At 56.8% G+C, this 15,890-nt stretch carries 14 protein-coding genes; 3 read left to right on the forward strand and 11 right to left on the reverse strand.

Annotated elements, in window-relative coordinates:
* Window positions 1-117: 117 nt before the first annotated feature.
* The 3 genes from smc to QMZ18_RS17325 all read right to left on the reverse strand — a co-directional run bounded on the left by smc (window position 118) and on the right by QMZ18_RS17325 (window position 5,062).
* Window positions 118-3,582: a chromosome segregation protein SMC gene (gene smc / locus QMZ18_RS17315; RefSeq protein WP_282607583.1), complete on the reverse strand. Its 3,465-nt coding sequence runs from the start codon at window positions 3,580-3,582 to the stop codon at window positions 118-120.
* 76 nt (window positions 3,583-3,658) lie between these two features.
* A complete protein-coding gene (locus QMZ18_RS17320) occupies window positions 3,659-4,282 on the reverse strand; it encodes a DsbA family protein (RefSeq protein ID WP_282607584.1) in 624 nt (207 codons plus the stop codon).
* 237 nt (window positions 4,283-4,519) lie between these two features.
* A complete protein-coding gene (locus tag QMZ18_RS17325; protein WP_282607585.1) occupies window positions 4,520-5,062 on the reverse strand; it encodes a DUF721 domain-containing protein in 543 nt (180 codons plus the stop codon).
* A gap of 178 nt (window positions 5,063-5,240) precedes the next feature.
* Here QMZ18_RS17325 and mutY point away from each other — a divergent pair, with 178 nt between their 5' ends.
* Window positions 5,241-6,329, forward strand: a complete 1,089-nt coding sequence (gene mutY / locus QMZ18_RS17330; protein ID WP_282607906.1) for an A/G-specific adenine glycosylase — start codon at window positions 5,241-5,243, stop codon at window positions 6,327-6,329.
* 11 nt (window positions 6,330-6,340) lie between these two features.
* On the opposite strand, the gene QMZ18_RS17335 is transcribed toward mutY, so the two are convergent.
* The 5 genes from QMZ18_RS17335 to QMZ18_RS17355 are packed head-to-tail and all read right to left on the reverse strand — an operon-like array spanning window position 6,341 to window position 10,864.
* Window positions 6,341-6,694 (reverse strand): cytochrome C oxidase subunit IV family protein, encoded by a 354-nt coding sequence (locus QMZ18_RS17335; RefSeq protein ID WP_282607586.1) that lies wholly within the window; start codon window positions 6,692-6,694, stop codon window positions 6,341-6,343.
* 12 nt (window positions 6,695-6,706) lie between these two features.
* Window positions 6,707-7,405: a heme-copper oxidase subunit III family protein gene (locus tag QMZ18_RS17340; protein WP_282607587.1), complete on the reverse strand. Its 699-nt coding sequence runs from the start codon at window positions 7,403-7,405 to the stop codon at window positions 6,707-6,709.
* A 40-nt stretch (window positions 7,406-7,445) separates the two neighbouring features.
* Window positions 7,446-8,096, reverse strand: a complete 651-nt coding sequence (locus tag QMZ18_RS17345; protein ID WP_282607588.1) for a cytochrome c oxidase subunit 3 — start codon at window positions 8,094-8,096, stop codon at window positions 7,446-7,448.
* Entirely contained in the window at window positions 8,093-9,928 is a 1,836-nt protein-coding gene (locus QMZ18_RS17350; protein WP_282607589.1) for a cbb3-type cytochrome c oxidase subunit I, read from the reverse strand. The genes QMZ18_RS17345 and QMZ18_RS17350 overlap by 4 nt, the downstream gene beginning before the upstream one ends.
* Window positions 9,929-9,961: 33 nt before the next feature.
* Window positions 9,962-10,864, reverse strand: a complete 903-nt coding sequence (locus QMZ18_RS17355; RefSeq protein WP_282607590.1) for a cytochrome c oxidase subunit II — start codon at window positions 10,862-10,864, stop codon at window positions 9,962-9,964.
* A 511-nt stretch (window positions 10,865-11,375) separates the two neighbouring features.
* Here QMZ18_RS17355 and cyoE point away from each other — a divergent pair.
* Both cyoE and QMZ18_RS17365 read left to right on the forward strand, forming a co-directional pair.
* Window positions 11,376-12,242 carry a heme o synthase gene (gene cyoE, locus QMZ18_RS17360; protein WP_282607591.1) on the forward strand — a complete coding sequence of 289 codons (867 nt, stop codon included), beginning with the start codon at window positions 11,376-11,378 and terminating at the stop codon, window positions 12,240-12,242.
* Between the two features lie 436 nt (window positions 12,243-12,678).
* The gene (locus QMZ18_RS17365) at window positions 12,679-13,479 is read left to right on the forward strand and encodes a DUF2189 domain-containing protein (protein ID WP_322097226.1); all 801 of its coding nucleotides are present in this window, start codon (window positions 12,679-12,681) and stop codon (window positions 13,477-13,479) included.
* Between the two features lie 61 nt (window positions 13,480-13,540).
* Here QMZ18_RS17365 and QMZ18_RS17370 read toward each other — a convergent pair whose 3' ends face one another.
* The 3 genes from QMZ18_RS17370 to QMZ18_RS17380 all read right to left on the reverse strand — a co-directional run bounded on the left by QMZ18_RS17370 (window position 13,541) and on the right by QMZ18_RS17380 (window position 15,884).
* Entirely contained in the window at window positions 13,541-14,008 is a 468-nt protein-coding gene (locus QMZ18_RS17370; RefSeq protein WP_282607592.1) for a DoxX family membrane protein, read from the reverse strand.
* 85 nt (window positions 14,009-14,093) lie between these two features.
* On the reverse strand, window positions 14,094-15,191 hold the full coding sequence (locus QMZ18_RS17375) for a site-specific DNA-methyltransferase (RefSeq protein ID WP_282607593.1): 1,098 nt from the start codon (window positions 15,189-15,191) through the stop codon (window positions 14,094-14,096).
* A 51-nt stretch (window positions 15,192-15,242) separates the two neighbouring features.
* On the reverse strand, window positions 15,243-15,884 hold the full coding sequence (locus tag QMZ18_RS17380) for a ribonuclease HII (protein ID WP_282607594.1): 642 nt from the start codon (window positions 15,882-15,884) through the stop codon (window positions 15,243-15,245).
* Window positions 15,885-15,890: the final 6 nt, after the last annotated feature.

Below are 15,890 nucleotides of genomic sequence, written 5' to 3' on the forward strand. Positions count from 1 at the left end.
GCTGCACCCCGAAAGGCGCGCGAAACATACGGTTTGCTCTTGGGGGCTGTCAAGGATGAATCCCTGAGGGGATAACATGTTGAATTATAATGATATTGTTGGCCTGTGTGGGGCTGATTAAGCAGTCTCTCGAAAGCCTTCGGCGGCTTCGAGATCGACGGAAACCAGTTGACTGATTCCACGCTCACTCATCGTAACGCCGAATAGACGGTCGACTCGGGCCATGGTCATCCGGTGGTGGGAAATGACCAGGAAACGTGTAGAGGAGTTCTGGGTAAGTTCCTCAACCAGCGAACAAAAGCGGTCGACGTTGGCATCGTCCAGCGGGGCATCGACCTCATCGAGGACACAGATTGGGGCGGGATTCGTCAAAAAGACCGCAAAAAGAAGAGATAATGCGGTCAATGCCTGTTCCCCGCCGGAAAGCAGAGACATGATCTGAAGACGCTTGCCGGGCGGGCTGGCCATGATCTCGAGGCCGGCCTGAAGCGGGTCATCGGCTTCGGTCAGCTTCAGATGTGCCCGGCCACCGCCGAACAGGCGTACGAAGAGTTCGGAAAAGTGGGCGTCGACGACCTCAAAGGCCGCCAGAAGGCGTTCGCGGCCTTCTTTGTTGAGGCTCGCGATGCCCTGTCGCAGGCGCGCAATGGCGGCAATCAGATCGTTGCGCTCGTTCTGCATCCCAACGATCTGCTCGTCCAATTCACGGGCTTCTGCTTCGGCGCGCAGGTTCACTGGACCTATGTTTTCGCGTTCCCGGCTCAAACGGCTCAGCTTGTTTTCGATGTCGTCACGTGCCGGCAGGTCCTGGCTGGGATCGAGTTCCGCAATCTCCAGAACTTCATCCAGACCGCAGCCAAGGCGTTCGCGGGTCCGTTCGATGATTGTTTCCAACCCGAGATTGGCTTGCGCGACTGCCGATTCGGCCCGTACCCGGTCCTCTCTGGCGCCGGCCAGGGACTGCTCAGCTTCTTTAAGGATCCTGTCAGCCTCTGCCTGACGGGTTTCGCCTTTGGCGAGGATGTCCGCCGCCGCTTTGCGTTTTTCCTCCGCCTTTTCGATCAAGTTGACTAGGGCGTCGCGCTTGCCTTCAAGCTCAACCGGCTTGGCCGCCCAGACTTCGATCTCCTGCTGCGCGCGCTGGTGTCGTTGTGCGAGGTCGGCGATATGCACACCTGATTCTTCAGCCCTGCGAATCCAGGTTTTCTTCTCGTTCTCGATTGAAAGCAGCCGCTGGGCGCGGGCTTCCGCCTCACGCAGTAAGCGCTCGACCAGGGAATGCTGCTCGGCCAGGCGCGCGCGCTTTTCCGCCAGATCCGCACGCAGTTCCGACAGTTTTGAGCGCTCGGTTTCGAGGTCCGGCAGGGCTTTCTGGTCGCTTTGTGCGGACGCGAGAGCATCAGTGGCGTCCTTAAGGTCGCCCTCTATACGGCCAGCCGACTCATCCAACGCTGCAAGCCGCGAAGTAACCGTCGCCGATTTCTTAGCCAGATCCGCCTGGCGGGTCCGGGCAAGATTGACGCTGTTGAAGGAGGCGTTTAACGCCTTGCGGGCCTCGCGCTCGCCTGTCTGTTCTCGCTCCAGGACCTCACGGGTATCACGGTGTTGGAGCTTTGCTGCTTCGCTGGCCTGCACCGCTTCGTCATAGCCGGACTTGAGTACCTTGAGCCGGTTACGCTGTTCCAGACGGATCGCAGCTGCGCTTGGGGCGTCCGCTTTGATGATCAGGCCATCCCAGCGCCAGAGATCGCCTTCAGCGGTGACCAGGCGTTGGCCCACGGCAAGGTTCCGCTGACGTTTTTCGCCGTCCGCGGCATTTTCGACCACGCCAATTTGGGTGAGACGGCGCGCCAGGGGCCCAGGATTGGTAACTTTGGAGAGCAGAGGTTCGACGCCTTGAGGCAGTTTGGGGGGCTCGCTCAGAGGCGGCAGCTCAGCCCAATGCACGGCCGCATCCTGATCGGTCGAGGCGGATAGGTCATCGCCCAAAGAGGCGCCAAAAGCCTTCTCGTAACCTGTTGCCACTGAAATTTTGTCGACGACAGGCACGCGGCCTTCGTCGCCATCGACCGAAAGCACGGCCGACAGGGCTGCCATCTCGGCATCCAGCTTGGTGCGCAGATTTTCTTTGCCTTGGTAGGCTTCCCGCGCCGTCGATTCGGCAGATCTGGCTGCTGCGAGCCGCTGTTCGCACGCCTCAGCATCGGCGCGGCAACTTTTCATCAGCTCTTCAGCTTCAGCCAGGGTTGCTTCGGCGATACTGAGTTCATTATCGGCTTCACGAGCCACCTGCAGGCTATCGCGTTGCTTTGCGATGCTTTCGGCCTGCTGTTTAACGCGTTCGTAGCGGCTGGTCAGATCGGCGATGGTCCGCTTTAGCGCCGTCGCGTTGGCCTCGTCGCCGGCGACCCGTTGAGAAAGGTCACCCAGGACCTGTTCGCTTGCCGCTACCTGTTCAGCGGTCGCATTGCGCTGTTTCTCGGCGTTCTTGTGCGCGTCTTTCTCGCCTTCGGCGGCAGCAAGCAGTTCACTGCGCTCCTGCTCCAGACGATCTTGTGCGGCGGCGGCATCGCGATCCAGGGACGCTGCCCGCTCCCGGTCCGCTTCCAGTTGCTGTAGCCGTTGTTCGGCTTCGGCCTTGGCGTTCTTCGCCTGGTTCACCTCGCGGTCAAGATTCTCACGATCGACCAGGAGACGTTGGAGAGCGGCCGCGGCCTCTGCTTCATCCTGGCGCAATTTTGGCATTGCGGCAACGACATCGACCTGAGCACTTGAAAGGGCTGCTGTTTTTTGGGTGGCATGGCCGACCGCAAGCTCGCAGGCTCGAAGTTTGGTTTTACTATCTTCGACTTCCTGGCGTGCGGACTTTGCATCCAGATGGAAGAGAATCGCTTCGTTCCGCCTTATGTGATCGGCAATGTTGCGATAACGTGAGGCTTGGCGCGCTTGCTTTTTTAGGCTGGCAAGCTGGGCTTCCAGCGTAACGATGACATCGTCAAGGCGTTCGAGATTGGTTTCAGCGGCCTTTAGGCGCAATTCCGCTTCGTGCCGCCGCGAGTGCAGCCCGGTAATGCCTGCAGCTTCCTCCAGGATTGCCCGGCGGTTGGTTGGCTTGGCATTGATGATCTCGCCAACCCGGCCCTGACTGACCAGCGCCGTAGAGTGTGCGCCGCTGGCGGCATCGGCAAAGAGCAATTGGACGTCACGGGCGCGAACGTCTTTGCCGTTAACTTTGTAGTTTGAGCCGCCACCTCGGGTGATGCGCCGGATGACTTCCAATTCGTCGGAGTCATTGAACATCGCTGGAGCTTTACGGTCCTGGTTGTTCAGCGACAGACAAACTTCGGCGACATTGCGGGCAGGGCGTGTTGCAGAGCCGGCAAAGATGACATCGTCCATCTCGCTGCCGCGCATTTTCTTGGCTGAGGTCTCGCCCATGACCCAGCGCAAGGCTTCGACAAGATTCGACTTGCCGCAGCCGTTCGGGCCCACGACTCCCGTCATTCCGCGCTCGATCAACAGATCGGTCGGATCGACAAACGATTTAAAACCGCTCAGGTGGAGCTTCTTAAATTGCACCACGCCCGGATTATTCCCCCGAACTCGCTGGTGCGAAGCGGACCGGTTTGTCCGCCCGCACCCTTTCAGACCCTAAGTATCAGGCCTCGTTCTGTAAAAGCTCGTCAAAACGCTTGTAGTCCAACGCGCCGCTCTGGAGTTGGCCATTGATCAAGAAACTTGGTGTGGAATTGACGTTATAAGTGTTGGCTGCGTCCTGCCGGCGCTCGAGAATCTTGTTCATTTCAGCTTCATCGTTGAAACACTTATCGAACTGTTCCTGATTGATGCCCGCAAGCGCCGAGATCTGCGCCAATGCCTTGACCGGATCCGAAGATCGCGCCCATTGCTGCATGGACTTCATCAGGATTTCGATAAAGCCGAAATGACGGTCGCCTTCGAGGCAGTTACTGACGGCGGCGGCACGCAAACCAAGGCCGTCGAGTGGGAAGTGGCGGAACACCAACTTGGCTTTGCCGGTGTCAATCCACTGCTTCTTGATCTCCGGATAGGTGTTGGCGTGAAAGGCTGCACAATGCGGGCAGGTCAGAGATGCATATTCGACGATCGTAATCGGCGCATCCGCCTGGCCGATAATGCGGTCGTCTTCGTAAAGCGTAACATCCTCTGCACGGGCAGAAGAGACCCGCAATCCAAAGGAACTCCCCACCGCAAGCGCAGAAACGGCCGCCGTCGTCGTCAGTATCTTCCGTCTATTCATCATCCACCCACCATATGTTGTGTATGCTAGTGACGCCAATCCGATTCGACAAGCGTCCTGTTTTGGACGATCCCCGCCGTAGTCGAACGTGACAATATGGCGGTATTTGGGCGTTCACATGCCATCTGTCCAGCAGAGATCTGCGAGTCCGCGTCACTTAATTGGAAATGGGTCCGAATTGCCAAGTTTGAAGACTCTTAGATCGCGATGGTCTTGGCGATGAAATTTAGAGGCTTCAAGTTACTTTTGGGGTCGGCCGAAAACGGCTGCACCGAGGTCAGCAAGAGCCTTGCGCAGATCCTCGTCCTCAATGTCCGAGACTTTCACCTCCAGCGCAGATTTGTCCGTATCGCTCAGGATTTTGGCCCTTTGGCCGGGCTGTTTCCCACCGTCGAGCACGGGGCCTTGCTGCAACTTGAACCTGGCGACAGCCCGATAGCCAAAATGCGCGTTGATACGCTCCAGGAGCTGCTGTTCGAGGTAAACCAGTTCGGTTGCGAAGCCGCTTTCCACCCGTAAGGTCAGCGTTCCCTCGCGCCGCTCACTGCTGCGCTTGAAGGCTAGATGCTTAGGAATGCAGCGGCGGGCGATATCCTCACCGACGATCGAGCTCCAATCATTGATAAGGCTGCCTTCAGCAAACCCGCGCTTACCGAGGATCTTTTTTGTTATTGCGGGAAGAGCTTGAGCGAGGGCTTTGGGGGCGCCGCCACGACGTTTGGCCTTCATAACAGCCCGCTTCGCGCCTGCCTTGCCGCTTTCCTGCTTGTGATTGCTGTTCATTTGGCTTTTCTTGGGTAAGGATTCTTTGAGTTAAGCGGTTGCAGGTGGCGCGGTCAGCACGGCTGTTTTCTACAAGTCTCTTGTTAGTATAGTGCCGGGTATGACAAACACCACACGCGATAGCAATTCCGGACCCACGCCCATTAAGCTCCGTAAGACTGCAGGGCAAGACGGCGCCATGTTCGCGCCGAAGCTTTTGCGGTGGTACGACGTTCACGCACGGGAGCTGCCTTGGCGCATTCCACCCTGTAAGGCCGCCGGCACCCGCAAAGGCGAACCCGGCCAGAACAACCAGCTGGCCGACCCTTATAAAGTCTGGCTCAGCGAAATTATGCTTCAGCAGACCACGGTTGCTGCGGTCGAGCCCTATTTCAGGAATTTCACCGAGCGTTGGCCTAGGGTGGAGGATTTGGCGGTTGCGTCGCTCGACGATGTTTTGACTGCCTGGGCCGGCCTCGGCTACTACGCCAGAGCTCGTAATCTCCATAAGTGTGCCCGATTTATCAGGAACGACTTGGGTGGACGCTTCCCGGATACCGAGGACGGGCTGCTCAAGCTGCCTGGTGTCGGACCCTACACGGCCGCGGCAATTGCGGCGATCGCGTTTGACCGGCCTGCCACGGTCGTAGACGGCAATGTGGAGCGCGTCATTTCGCGGCTCTTTGCTCTGGCCGACCCATTGCCTGCCGTAAAGCCGGAGATGAAGCGTCGCGCGGCATCGCTGACACCGCAGGAACGGCCGGGTGATTTTGCCCAGGCTATGATGGATCTCGGCGCGACGATCTGTGTGCCCAGATCGCCGAAGTGCATGCTCTGTCCGCTATCCGAGCCTTGTCAGGCGCGGACCGAAGGAATTGCAGAGACCTTGCCGCGCAAGGCGCCAAAGCCCGAACGCCCAACCCGTCGGGCTGTGGCTTTCTGGGCTCAGCGGCCGGACGGGAGTATCCTTCTGCGGCGTCGTGCACCCGAAGGATTGCTGGGTGGAATGATGGAGATCCCCTCGACTCCCTGGAGGGAAGACACCTGGAGCGAGGGCGAGGCCATGAGTCACTCACCCTACGCCGCAGAATGGCGCGAACTGCCTGGTATGGTGCGGCACACCTTCACACATTTCCATTTCGAGATCGACGTCTGGGCCGGTCAGGTTGCCCGTGATACCGAGGCATTGCCCGAAAGCAAATGGGTGCCGCTCGAAGGTTTGGCAAACGAGGCACTGCCCAGCGTCATGCGCAAGATCATCAAGCTGGCCTTGAAGCAGACGGCGTAACCGGTGCTTCGCTATGATCCCTGTGCAAAGAAGGTGATCCGCGTAAACCAGGTATGGTCGGATTCCAATGTCATAAGCGCAACGAACACAAGCAAGACCGAAGGCGGCACCAGGATCGCATAGACGATCGCCAAACGTTCCCAAATCATATGCATAAAGACGGCAATTATGAGTCCGGCCTTCAGCAGCATGAAGACGAGGATGAGGAACCACCTAAGATAGCCTTCGAACTGCATGTAATCGACCATGTAGGACAAGGCGCTCAGGACGAACAACAATCCCCAGATCTTGAAGTATATGCCGATCGGATGCTGTTGGCCTTCCGTCGTTGCCGTTCCCTGCGGCTTAGCATCTGCGTGGGCCATGACGTGTCTTTCCTACCAAAGATAGAAGAATGCGAAGATGAAGACCCAGACCAGGTCTACGAAGTGCCAGTAGAGTCCGGCAATCTCGACGATCTCGTAGTTGCCTTTCCTGTCGCAGTCGCCCCGCAGGACCTTGAAGGCTATGTAAAACAGGTAGATCACGCCGCCCGAAACATGCAGGCCGTGAAAGCCCGTGATCATGAAGAAGGTTGAGCCGAATTGGGCGGCGCCGAAGGGATTGCCCCAGGGCCGCACACCTTCCTCGACAATCAGCTTGGTCCACTCAAAAGCCTGCATACCGACGAAGGACAATCCCAACAATGCGGTCGCGAACATTAGGTAAAAGGTTACCTTGCGATTTTGGCGATAACCGAAATTCACCGCCATGGCCATGGTGCCGCTGCTGCTGATCAGGATGAAGGTCATGATCGCGATCAGAAGCAGGGGAACCTCGACGCCGCCGACGTGAAGGGCAAAAACCTCGCTCGGGTTGGGCCAGGCCACCGTCGTCGAATTGCGCACGGTCATATAGCCGATAAGGAAGCAACTGAAGACGAAGGTGTCGCTGAGCAGGAAGATCCACATCAGCGCCTTGCCCCATGGAACTTTCTTAAAGGCGCGTTGATCCGAAGACCAATCGGAGACCGCGCCCTGCCAGCCTTCCTCAAGCGTGAGGCCGGCTCCGGTGTTCGATGACGCAGACTGTGCCATATGCTCTAATCCTCTTTAGACCAGCGACAGCGGGTTAGGCTTAAAATGCCCGGCAAATGATCGGTAAAGATCCCCCCGGGAAAAACAACAGGCCGAACAGAGCCAGCCAGATAATGAACAGAAAATGCCAGTACGCGGTGCAGAGCTCTACACTTCGGCAGATGACGGCCGGATTGGATCCACGCCGCAGCTTGAGGACGGTCCGGCCCCAGACCACAAGCCCGCCCAGTAGATGAAGTCCGTGCAGACCGGTGATCAGAATGAAAAATTCGTTGGCCGGGTTTCTTGGGTCGAGCGCATTTCCCGTCTGCAGCTGGTGCCAGGACAGCAGTTGGCCGGCAAGAAACAGAAGGGTGAAAAACCCACCGGCGTAGAGCGCTTTTTGAACGCTGGGTGTCTCGCCGCGCCGCGCACAAACGGTCGCCCTTTGAAAGGCGACTGAACTGAACAGCAGGACCGCCGCGTTTGACCACAGCAACCAGGTCTCGGGCAGCGGCCGCCAGACCTCGTAAGCCATGCGCTCGGCATAAGACACCGTCAGCAGCGAGAATATGACCGTGCCGACCGCAAAGAAGAACCGGAGAGCAAGCTTCTTCTGCGGCAGATGAAAGGATCTGCCGCTGTGAAGTTGCTCAACCTGATCCGATAGCGGGAGCCAGGGTTTGTCAACAATCTGGTGAAAGATCGTCACTTGTTCGCTTCCATCACGCCAGCTGCCTGTCCGGCTGGGACGGGCCCTCCGCCGATAGGCTGTGGATCGTCGGTGTCGCCGACCTGGTCAGGTGGCAGGTTTTGCGGCACGTAATCACGCCCGGCACCCGGCACACTGTAGTCGTAGGCCCAGCGGTAGACGATTGGAAGACTTGGCCCCCAGTTGCCGTGCACGGGCGGTTTTTGAGGTGTCTGCCATTCCAGGCTGGCCGAACTCCACGGGTTCTGTGACGATTTCCTGCCTTTCATGAAGCTGTGAATCATGTTGTACAGAAATACCAGTTGTGCGAAGCCAACAACCAATGCGGCCACGGTGATAAAGGCGTTCAGGGTTTCTGCCGATTCTGGAATGAAGGTGGTGTCGCCGAGTTCGTAGTATCGGCGCGGAACACCGATGAAACCCAGATAGTGCATCGGAAAATAGATGAGATAGGCGCCCAGGAAGGTCACCCAGAAATGGAACTGGCCCATCCCCTCGTTCAGCATGCGCCCGGTCATCAGCGGATACCAATGATAAATCGCACCGAAGATCACTAGGATCGGGGCCACGCCCATCACCATGTGAAAGTGCGCGACGACGAACATGGTATCCGATAGCGGAACATCGACAACGACATTACCCAGGAACAATCCGGTGATACCGCCATTCACGAAGGTGACGATAAAGCCGATCGAAAACAGCATCGGCAGTGTCAAATGTATGTCGGCTTGCCACAGCGTGAGTACCCAGTTGTAGACTTTGATGGCCGTGGGCACCGCGATGATCAGCGTCGTCGTGGCAAAGAAGAATCCAAAGTAAGGGTTCATACCGCTGACGAACATGTGGTGAGCCCAGACGACGAAGCTCAGTCCGCCGATCGCGAGTATCGCCCAGACCATCATGCGGTACCCGAAGATGCTTTTCCTGGCATGGGTCGCGAGCAGATCGGAGACAATCCCGAAAGCCGGCAGGGCAACGATGTAGACTTCCGGGTGACCAAAGAACCAGAAAAGGTGCTGAAACAGCAGCGGGCTTCCGCCGCCGTATTCGAGTTGCTCACCCAGCTCGACAATGGTCGGCATGAAAAAGCTTGTGCCCAGTACCTTGTCGAGCAGCATCATGACGCCGCCGACGAAGAGGGCGGGAAAAGCCAGTAGACCGAGGATTGATGCAGTAACGATACCCCAGACCGTTAAAGGCAGGCGCATCAGGGTCATGCCACGTGTCCGACCCTGCAGTGCGGTGGTTACGTAATTCAGCCCGCCCATTGTGAAGGCGACGATGAAGATCACCAGCGATGCCAGCATCAGGACGATGCCGTATTCTTGGCCAGGCGTACCCGAGAGAATGGCTTGGGGTGGATAGAGGGTCCACCCGGCACCGGTGGGTCCTCCCGGCACGAAGAAGCTCGCCATCAACACCAGAACGGCCAGCAGGTAGACCCAGAAACTCAACATATTGAGATAGGGGAAAACCATGTCCCGCGCGCCGACCATCAGCGGTATGAGGTAGTTGCCGAATCCGCCGAGGAAGAGCGCGGTCAGCAGGTAAATCACCATGATCATCCCATGCATGGTGATGAACTGGTAGTAATCTGCCTCATCGATGAAGGAAAAGGTTTCCGGGAAACCCAGCTGCAAGCGCATCAGCCAGGACAACACCAGCGCCACCATTCCGACAGCGAGCGCCGTCATAGAATACTGGATCGCTATGACCTTGTGATCCTGGCTCCAAATGTACTTGGTAATGAAGCTCTGCGGATCGTGAAGTTCGGTATCTTCGACTTCAGCAGGCGGCACGTAACCAGCATCGGTAGGTGCGATATTGGCCATCAAAACACCCTCTTCGCTTGTTTTTGTTAGGCTTTACTGGATGGGTTTCGCGGTATCCTCGTTCACAACCAAACTAACCTTTTTCTCAAAGCCATCCCCGGTTGGCGTGCCGAGTCCGGCTTGCTGTTTTTCTTCAGCCTTCGCGCGAGCCGCCAGCTCAGCAAAGGTTTCTTGCTCGGACATCCATTCGTCGTATTCGGCCGCGTTGTCGACTATGACTGTGCCACGCATGATGTGGTGGCCGGTCCCGCAGAGTTCTGCGCAGAGGATATCGAATGCGCCGGTGCGTGTCGGAGTCAGCCAGAAAAATGTTACCGCGCCGGGCACAAGATCCATCTTGGCGCGGAACTGCGGCACGTAAAAATCATGCAGGACGTCGATCGAACGGAGCAGCATCTTCACTGGGCGGTCGATCGGCAGATGCAGATCGTCACCTTCCACAAGGATATCGTCTTGGCCGTTGGGGTCGTTCGGATTTACGCCGAAAGGATTATCTGAATCGATCAAGCGGGCGTCAGACGTGCCCAGTACGCCGTCTTCTCCAGGATAGCGATAGCTCCACTGCCACTGCTGCCCCAAAACTTCGACGACGTCTGCGTCTTCGGGAACCGAAACATACTGATTCCACACGAAGAGGCCCGGGGCCAGCATGCCAGCGACACCAATTGCGGTGAGCCCGGTCAGCCACCATTCCAGCTTCTTGTTTTCCGGTTCGTAGGTCGCACGGCGGCCTTCCTTGTGCTGGAACTTGAGCACACAGTAAGCCATGAAGAGGATGACGGCGACAAAAACGGTGCCGGTAATCCAAAAGGTAATGATGATCGTGTCGTCTATGTAACCCCAGTTGGACGCAATTGGCGTCCACCACCAGGGACTCATGAAATGAAATACGACTGAACCGACAACGATCAGAATCAGTATGACTGCCACAACCATTCGCACAAGTCCCCACGCCCAACGTTACAAGACACGAATACCAACGAACTGAATTTTAGGCTCTGGGTCCTATAGTAGGGCAAATATTCAAATTGGTCTAGGCGCTGAGTTTCGAGTCGATTTTTCTAGGTTGATTGTGATCATGATCTTTGATGACTTTTTGGATAAATAGAAGTCTACGAATTTGATCATTCGACTCCAAAATACAGAGTGCGATTCCTTTGAGTATTTTGCAGGTATTTTGAGCACAAAGGATAGGCGCACAGATCCTGTCCGGTCGCATGCCACTCAAAATTCGATCAAGTCCAGATGAACTCGAACATTAGTTTTTTTGCAATAAAGACAATTCGTTATTTCGAATCTTGGGCGCTGATCATTGTTTGGACTCGCTCGTTGCGCCGTCCTGTCGATCCTTCGCTCGCTTTGTGTTACCATGCAACGAAAAGACGGACAGCGATTGGCGGGAATATCAAGCCAATTCAGGTCCGAACGGTGAGTGGTGGTCGATCTGATGGTCACAGCGCTGAGGCGGATTTCAAATGTCTTCAAGCTGCGCATCGGCGTAGCTATTACCCTCTGTGCGATTGCGGGTATGGCGGCGACTCCGGGCACTTCGTTGTCGCCGGAGGAGATTGCGGTCCTAGCCTTCGCGGTCTTTCTTTCGTCGGCAAGCGCGGGCGCTTTCAATCAATATGCTGAGCGTGATCTTGATGCACGCATGCATCGGACGCGCAATCGGCCTTTCGTAACCGGGGTATTCAAGACCGGCTGGGCTTGGCTTTCCTGCATTGTTGGGATTTTAGTCTTCTCGGTCGCTCTTGCCGCTTGGGTCCTAAACGCTCATGTCGCGCTCTATGTTTTTCTGGGCGCATTTTTTTATGGAGTAGTTTACACGATCTGGCTCAAACAACGTAGCGTCTGGAACATTGTGATCGGCGGCCTGGCGGGTAGCTTTGCTGTTCTGGCAGGCGCGGCTGCGGTGACACCGCATCTTGCGGCGAGTTCGATTATTCTCGCTCTTGTTCTATTCCTTTGGACGCCGCCGCACTTCTGGAGCTTGGCAACCGTGCTTCGCGAGGACTACGCACGCGCCGGCGTTCCGATGTTGCCGGTTGTCGTCGGTGATGCGACCGCCGCGTGGATCATCCTGGCGCATACGGTCGCACTCGCCGGATTCTCCCTGCTGCCGGTGTTTTTTGGGATGGGGTATGTGTATCTCGCCGGTGCTGTGGCGGGTGGCAGCTATTTCATCATCAAAAGCGTCGAACTGGTGCGTGAGCCAGGTCCGAAAGCCGCCAGGGCGAACTTTCGTGCGTCCTTTGTACAACTCGGACTGCTGCTCGTTGCCGCGATAATCGATGGTGCATTGAATTTCTAGAGTCTGAAATTTTTCGTCAAAGTCTCTGAAAACGATCAGATTCCAGATCATAGAGTTGGACCGCGGGATTTAAGATTTGTCAAAGCAATCAAGCTGTCTGCGCGCAATAGTCTGAAGTGATCGATAAATCAGAGGTGAGGTGACAAATTCGAATATTCAGCATAGAGTTGGTTTAGATAAGCGGATAGCGGCCCTCGACTTTGGCCGGACTGACCGCCCCTCTCTGATCAGCATCTTAACTGGGTGCTCCTCTCTGATCGGCGGTCGAACTGGCCGCGCCGTGTATTCCATCAAGTGCCGCTTCCGCTTGAGCCTAGAGTCTGATCGTTTTTTGAACCAAAAAACGCGAATCAGCCTCTCGTTCAATGAGTTAGAGGGCGAATCCTGTCCGTGATTGAGTTAATCAAGAAGGTTCGCGCTCTAAGGTTCAGGAGGGATGAATATGGCTAAAACAGGGGCGCTTGCTGACCGGGAGGCCGCCGCAGACCATCCGGTTGTCCGTAATATCCAGGTGGTTGATCTCAAGGAAGTCTTGGCAAAAGGTCTCAGTGATTTCAAAGAGAAGCCTAGCCACATTGTTCTTCTCGTTCTCATTTATCCTATTGTTGGTGTCCTGTCGGCCCGCCTCGCGGCCGGCTACGATATTTTACCTCTCGTCTTCCCGCTTATTTCGGGTTTTGCCTTGATTGGACCGCTGGCAGCGATCGGTTTGTATGAACTGAGCCGTCGCCGGGAGAAGGGACTTGAAGTCGCCTGGAAAAATGCATTCGATATTCGCCACTCGCCGTCAATTGGATCAATCATCGCGCTCGGCGCCCTCCTGATGGTTATCTTCCTTGTGTGGCTGGCCACAGCGTTGGCGATATATGAGCTGGCTTTTGGCGGTGTCGCTCCGGAGTCCGTGGGTCAGTTCATCAGTCAGGTGCTTACGACATCAGCTGGATGGACACTGATCGTCGTCGGTTGCGGTGTGGGATTCTGCTTTGCCGTCGCAGTTCTGGCTATCAGTGTTGTCTCGTTCCCGATGCTGCTCGACAGAGATGTCGGTGCGGTCGTGGCGATTCAAACTTCGATCAAGGCGGTGACCGTTAACCCCGTAACCATGGCGGTATGGGGAATGATCGTTGCGGGATCATTGGTTGTCGGGTCCATTCCGTTCTTTGTCGGGCTCGCCGTGGTCATGCCGGTGTTGGGGCACTCGACCTGGCATCTCTACCGCAAGGTCGTCGAACACTGATCTGAAGCAAGGTCATCTTTCACTGAACCAGTTTGACGCAATCATCAGCCTCTCGTTCCTATCATGAGAGGCTGATGTCATGTTCGTTTTTTTTAGCCAGCCAGACATCCAGCGACCAGTGATCCCGATGGCGCAGCAACCAAAGCGCCGCAAAGCCGGCGAGCGCGGCGACGGCAATCGATTGGTTGCGATTGGTCGGAAAACCGTTCTCGATCACGAAGGGCGCGAGCAGTCCCGGCAAAATGACGGCCACAGTGACGGCGTGCATGACAAAGCCGAGCGCGTAGCTGTACTTTCTCCAGAGGCCGATGGCGATTGCAAGACAGATGATGATCTGGGCCGTGCCCATAATGTATGGCAGCGTGGCGCCGATCTCGATGCCGTGGAAATATCCCCAGATCTTTTGATACTGAACCGGTGCCAGGAGCTTGTTGACTGCCCAGACAAAGAGGAACCACGCTAGCCCCAGCCGCAGGGTGACAAGGGCGATAGCCTCCATTCGTTCAGCTTTGGAACTGTCCTGAAGCATCGCTTTTCCCTTTGGTGCGGCCTGCATTTCCGGGTGGGCTCATGCCCCGGTCCTGCCCCGATCCCGGGCCCCGGCCCAGCGCCGGTCAGTTCATCTCCGAACGCAGTTTCTGCCGCAACACGTCGATCGGCAAGAGCTTGCCCTCGACATTGATGTTCCAAAATTGCCAGCCGTTGCACGCGGGCGCGCCTTGAACGTGTGCGCCCACCTGATGGATAGAACCCTTGAAGTCGCGGGTGATCAGAGTGCCGTCGGCTCGCACTTTCGCATTGAAACGCTTGCCGGGCCCGTAAAGCATAGTGCCCGGTTCCAGGAGACCGCGCTCGACCAGCCAACCGAATGGGATGCGGGGCTGTTCGCGCTTTGAGGGGGTGTCCACCAGATTAACGTCGTCGACCGGTTTAACTTGTGAAACGCGCTTGCGGGCCAGCCGTGCGTAGTTTTCGTCCCGGTCCAGCCCGATGAAGCGCCGGCCCAGGCGCCGCGCGACCGCGCCGGTGGTCCCGCTGCCGAAAAAGGGGTCCAGAATGATCTCGCCCGGTTTGGTCGATGACAGGATCACCCTGTGCAGGAGTGCCTCAGGTTTCTGGGTCGGATGGGCTTTCTCGCCGGCTTCGTCCCTTAGCCGCTCATGCCCCGTGCAGATCGGAATCAGCCAATCGCTGCGCATCTGCAAATCATCGTTCAGGGCTTTCATGGCTTCGTAGTTGAAGGTGTAGCGAGCGTCCTTGTCCTTTACGGCCCAGATCATGGTCTCGTGGGCGTTGGTGAAACGGCGACCGCGGAAATTCGGCATAGGGTTGGACTTGCGCCAGATGACGTCGTTCAGGATCCAGTAGTCCAGATCCTGCAGGCTGGCGCCGACACGGAAGATGTTGTGATAGCTGCCGATCACCCAGAGCGTCCCGTTATCCTTTAGGATCCGGCGCGCCGCTCGCAGCCAGTCACGGGTAAAGCGGTCGTAGATCTTGAAGCTGTCGAACTTGTCCCAGTCGTCGTCGACCGCATCGACCTTCGAATTGTCAGGACGCACCAGATCGCCAGCGAGCTGAAGGTTGTAGGGGGGGTCTGCGAAAATCATGTCGACCGAACCTTCCGGCAAGTCATTCATGAGCTTTACGCAGTCACCGACTTTTACGACGTCCAGTTCCACCCGACCAATACTCCGTCCGAAAAACCGCATCCTGAGTCACCAGAGACTCGGCGTCAAGAGTCTTGAGTCTCAAATGGTTAATTACTCTGCTTCACGGATTGGTCTAAAAGAACGTCTGTGAGCAGCTGTGATTCCAAGACGTGCGATACCTGCGCGATGCTCCGCGGTGCCATAACCCTGATTGCGTTCCCAGCCATATCCCGGATGGTTGAGGGCAAGCTCGGCCATGTGACGATCGCGGGTAACCTTTGCGACAATCGAGGCAGCGGCGATGCTCAAGCTGCGGCCGTCACCCTTAATCACGCTGCGTGCGGGACAGGGTAGATCGGGCAGTTTGTTGCCATCGACCAAAGCGCCGTGCGGGACAAAGGGGAGTTGTTCGACAGCCCGGGACATGGCCAGAAGACTCGCTCCGAGAATATTGAGACTGTCGATCTCTTCGACCTCCGCCCGCCCCAGCGCGACTATCGCCTTTCCCGAGGACGCAAGTTCGTGGATTCTGTCAAAGATCTCTTCGCGCGCCCGCTTGGATAGCTTCTTTGAATCATCGAGACGGTTGGCAAGGTCCTGGGGCAGGGTCTCCTGATCCAGCCAAGCCGCCGCAGCGACCACGGGTCCGGCCCAGGGGCCGCGCCCGACTTCATCTACACCGATGATCCGTAGCTTGGCATTGTTGTTCCCGAGTTCTCGGACCAATTCCTGTTCAAACGAAAAATCAGGCATTGCGGT

Origin of the sequence: Pelagibius sp. Alg239-R121, from assembly GCF_947331435.1 — a bacterium.
Taxonomy (GTDB): Bacteria; Pseudomonadota; Alphaproteobacteria; order Kiloniellales; family Kiloniellaceae; genus Denitrobaculum.

Bases quoted from the DNA above. Each gene is read 5' to 3' on its own strand.
- QMZ18_RS17320 (WP_282607584.1), bottom strand. From the start codon at position 4,282: ATGATGAATAGACGGAAGATACTGACGACGACGGCGGCCGTTTCTGCG.
- QMZ18_RS17365 (WP_322097226.1), top strand. From the start codon at position 12,679: ATGAATATGGCTAAAACAGGGGCGCTTGCTGACCGGGAGGCCGCCGCA.
- QMZ18_RS17380 (WP_282607594.1), bottom strand. From the start codon at position 15,884: ATGCCTGATTTTTCGTTTGAACAGGAATTGGTCCGAGAACTCGGGAAC.
- QMZ18_RS17370 (WP_282607592.1), bottom strand. From the start codon at position 14,008: ATGCTTCAGGACAGTTCCAAAGCTGAACGAATGGAGGCTATCGCCCTT.
- QMZ18_RS17375 (WP_282607593.1), bottom strand. From the start codon at position 15,191: ATGCGGTTTTTCGGACGGAGTATTGGTCGGGTGGAACTGGACGTCGTA.
- QMZ18_RS17355 (WP_282607590.1), bottom strand. From the start codon at position 10,864: ATGGTTGTGGCAGTCATACTGATTCTGATCGTTGTCGGTTCAGTCGTA.
- QMZ18_RS17350 (WP_282607589.1), bottom strand. From the start codon at position 9,928: ATGGCCAATATCGCACCTACCGATGCTGGTTACGTGCCGCCTGCTGAA.
- QMZ18_RS17325 (WP_282607585.1), bottom strand. From the start codon at position 5,062: ATGAACAGCAATCACAAGCAGGAAAGCGGCAAGGCAGGCGCGAAGCGG.
- QMZ18_RS17335 (WP_282607586.1), bottom strand. From the start codon at position 6,694: ATGGCCCACGCAGATGCTAAGCCGCAGGGAACGGCAACGACGGAAGGC.
- cyoE (WP_282607591.1), top strand. From the start codon at position 11,376: ATGGTCACAGCGCTGAGGCGGATTTCAAATGTCTTCAAGCTGCGCATC.
- QMZ18_RS17340 (WP_282607587.1), bottom strand. From the start codon at position 7,405: ATGGCACAGTCTGCGTCATCGAACACCGGAGCCGGCCTCACGCTTGAG.
- mutY (WP_282607906.1), top strand. From the start codon at position 5,241: ATGTTCGCGCCGAAGCTTTTGCGGTGGTACGACGTTCACGCACGGGAG.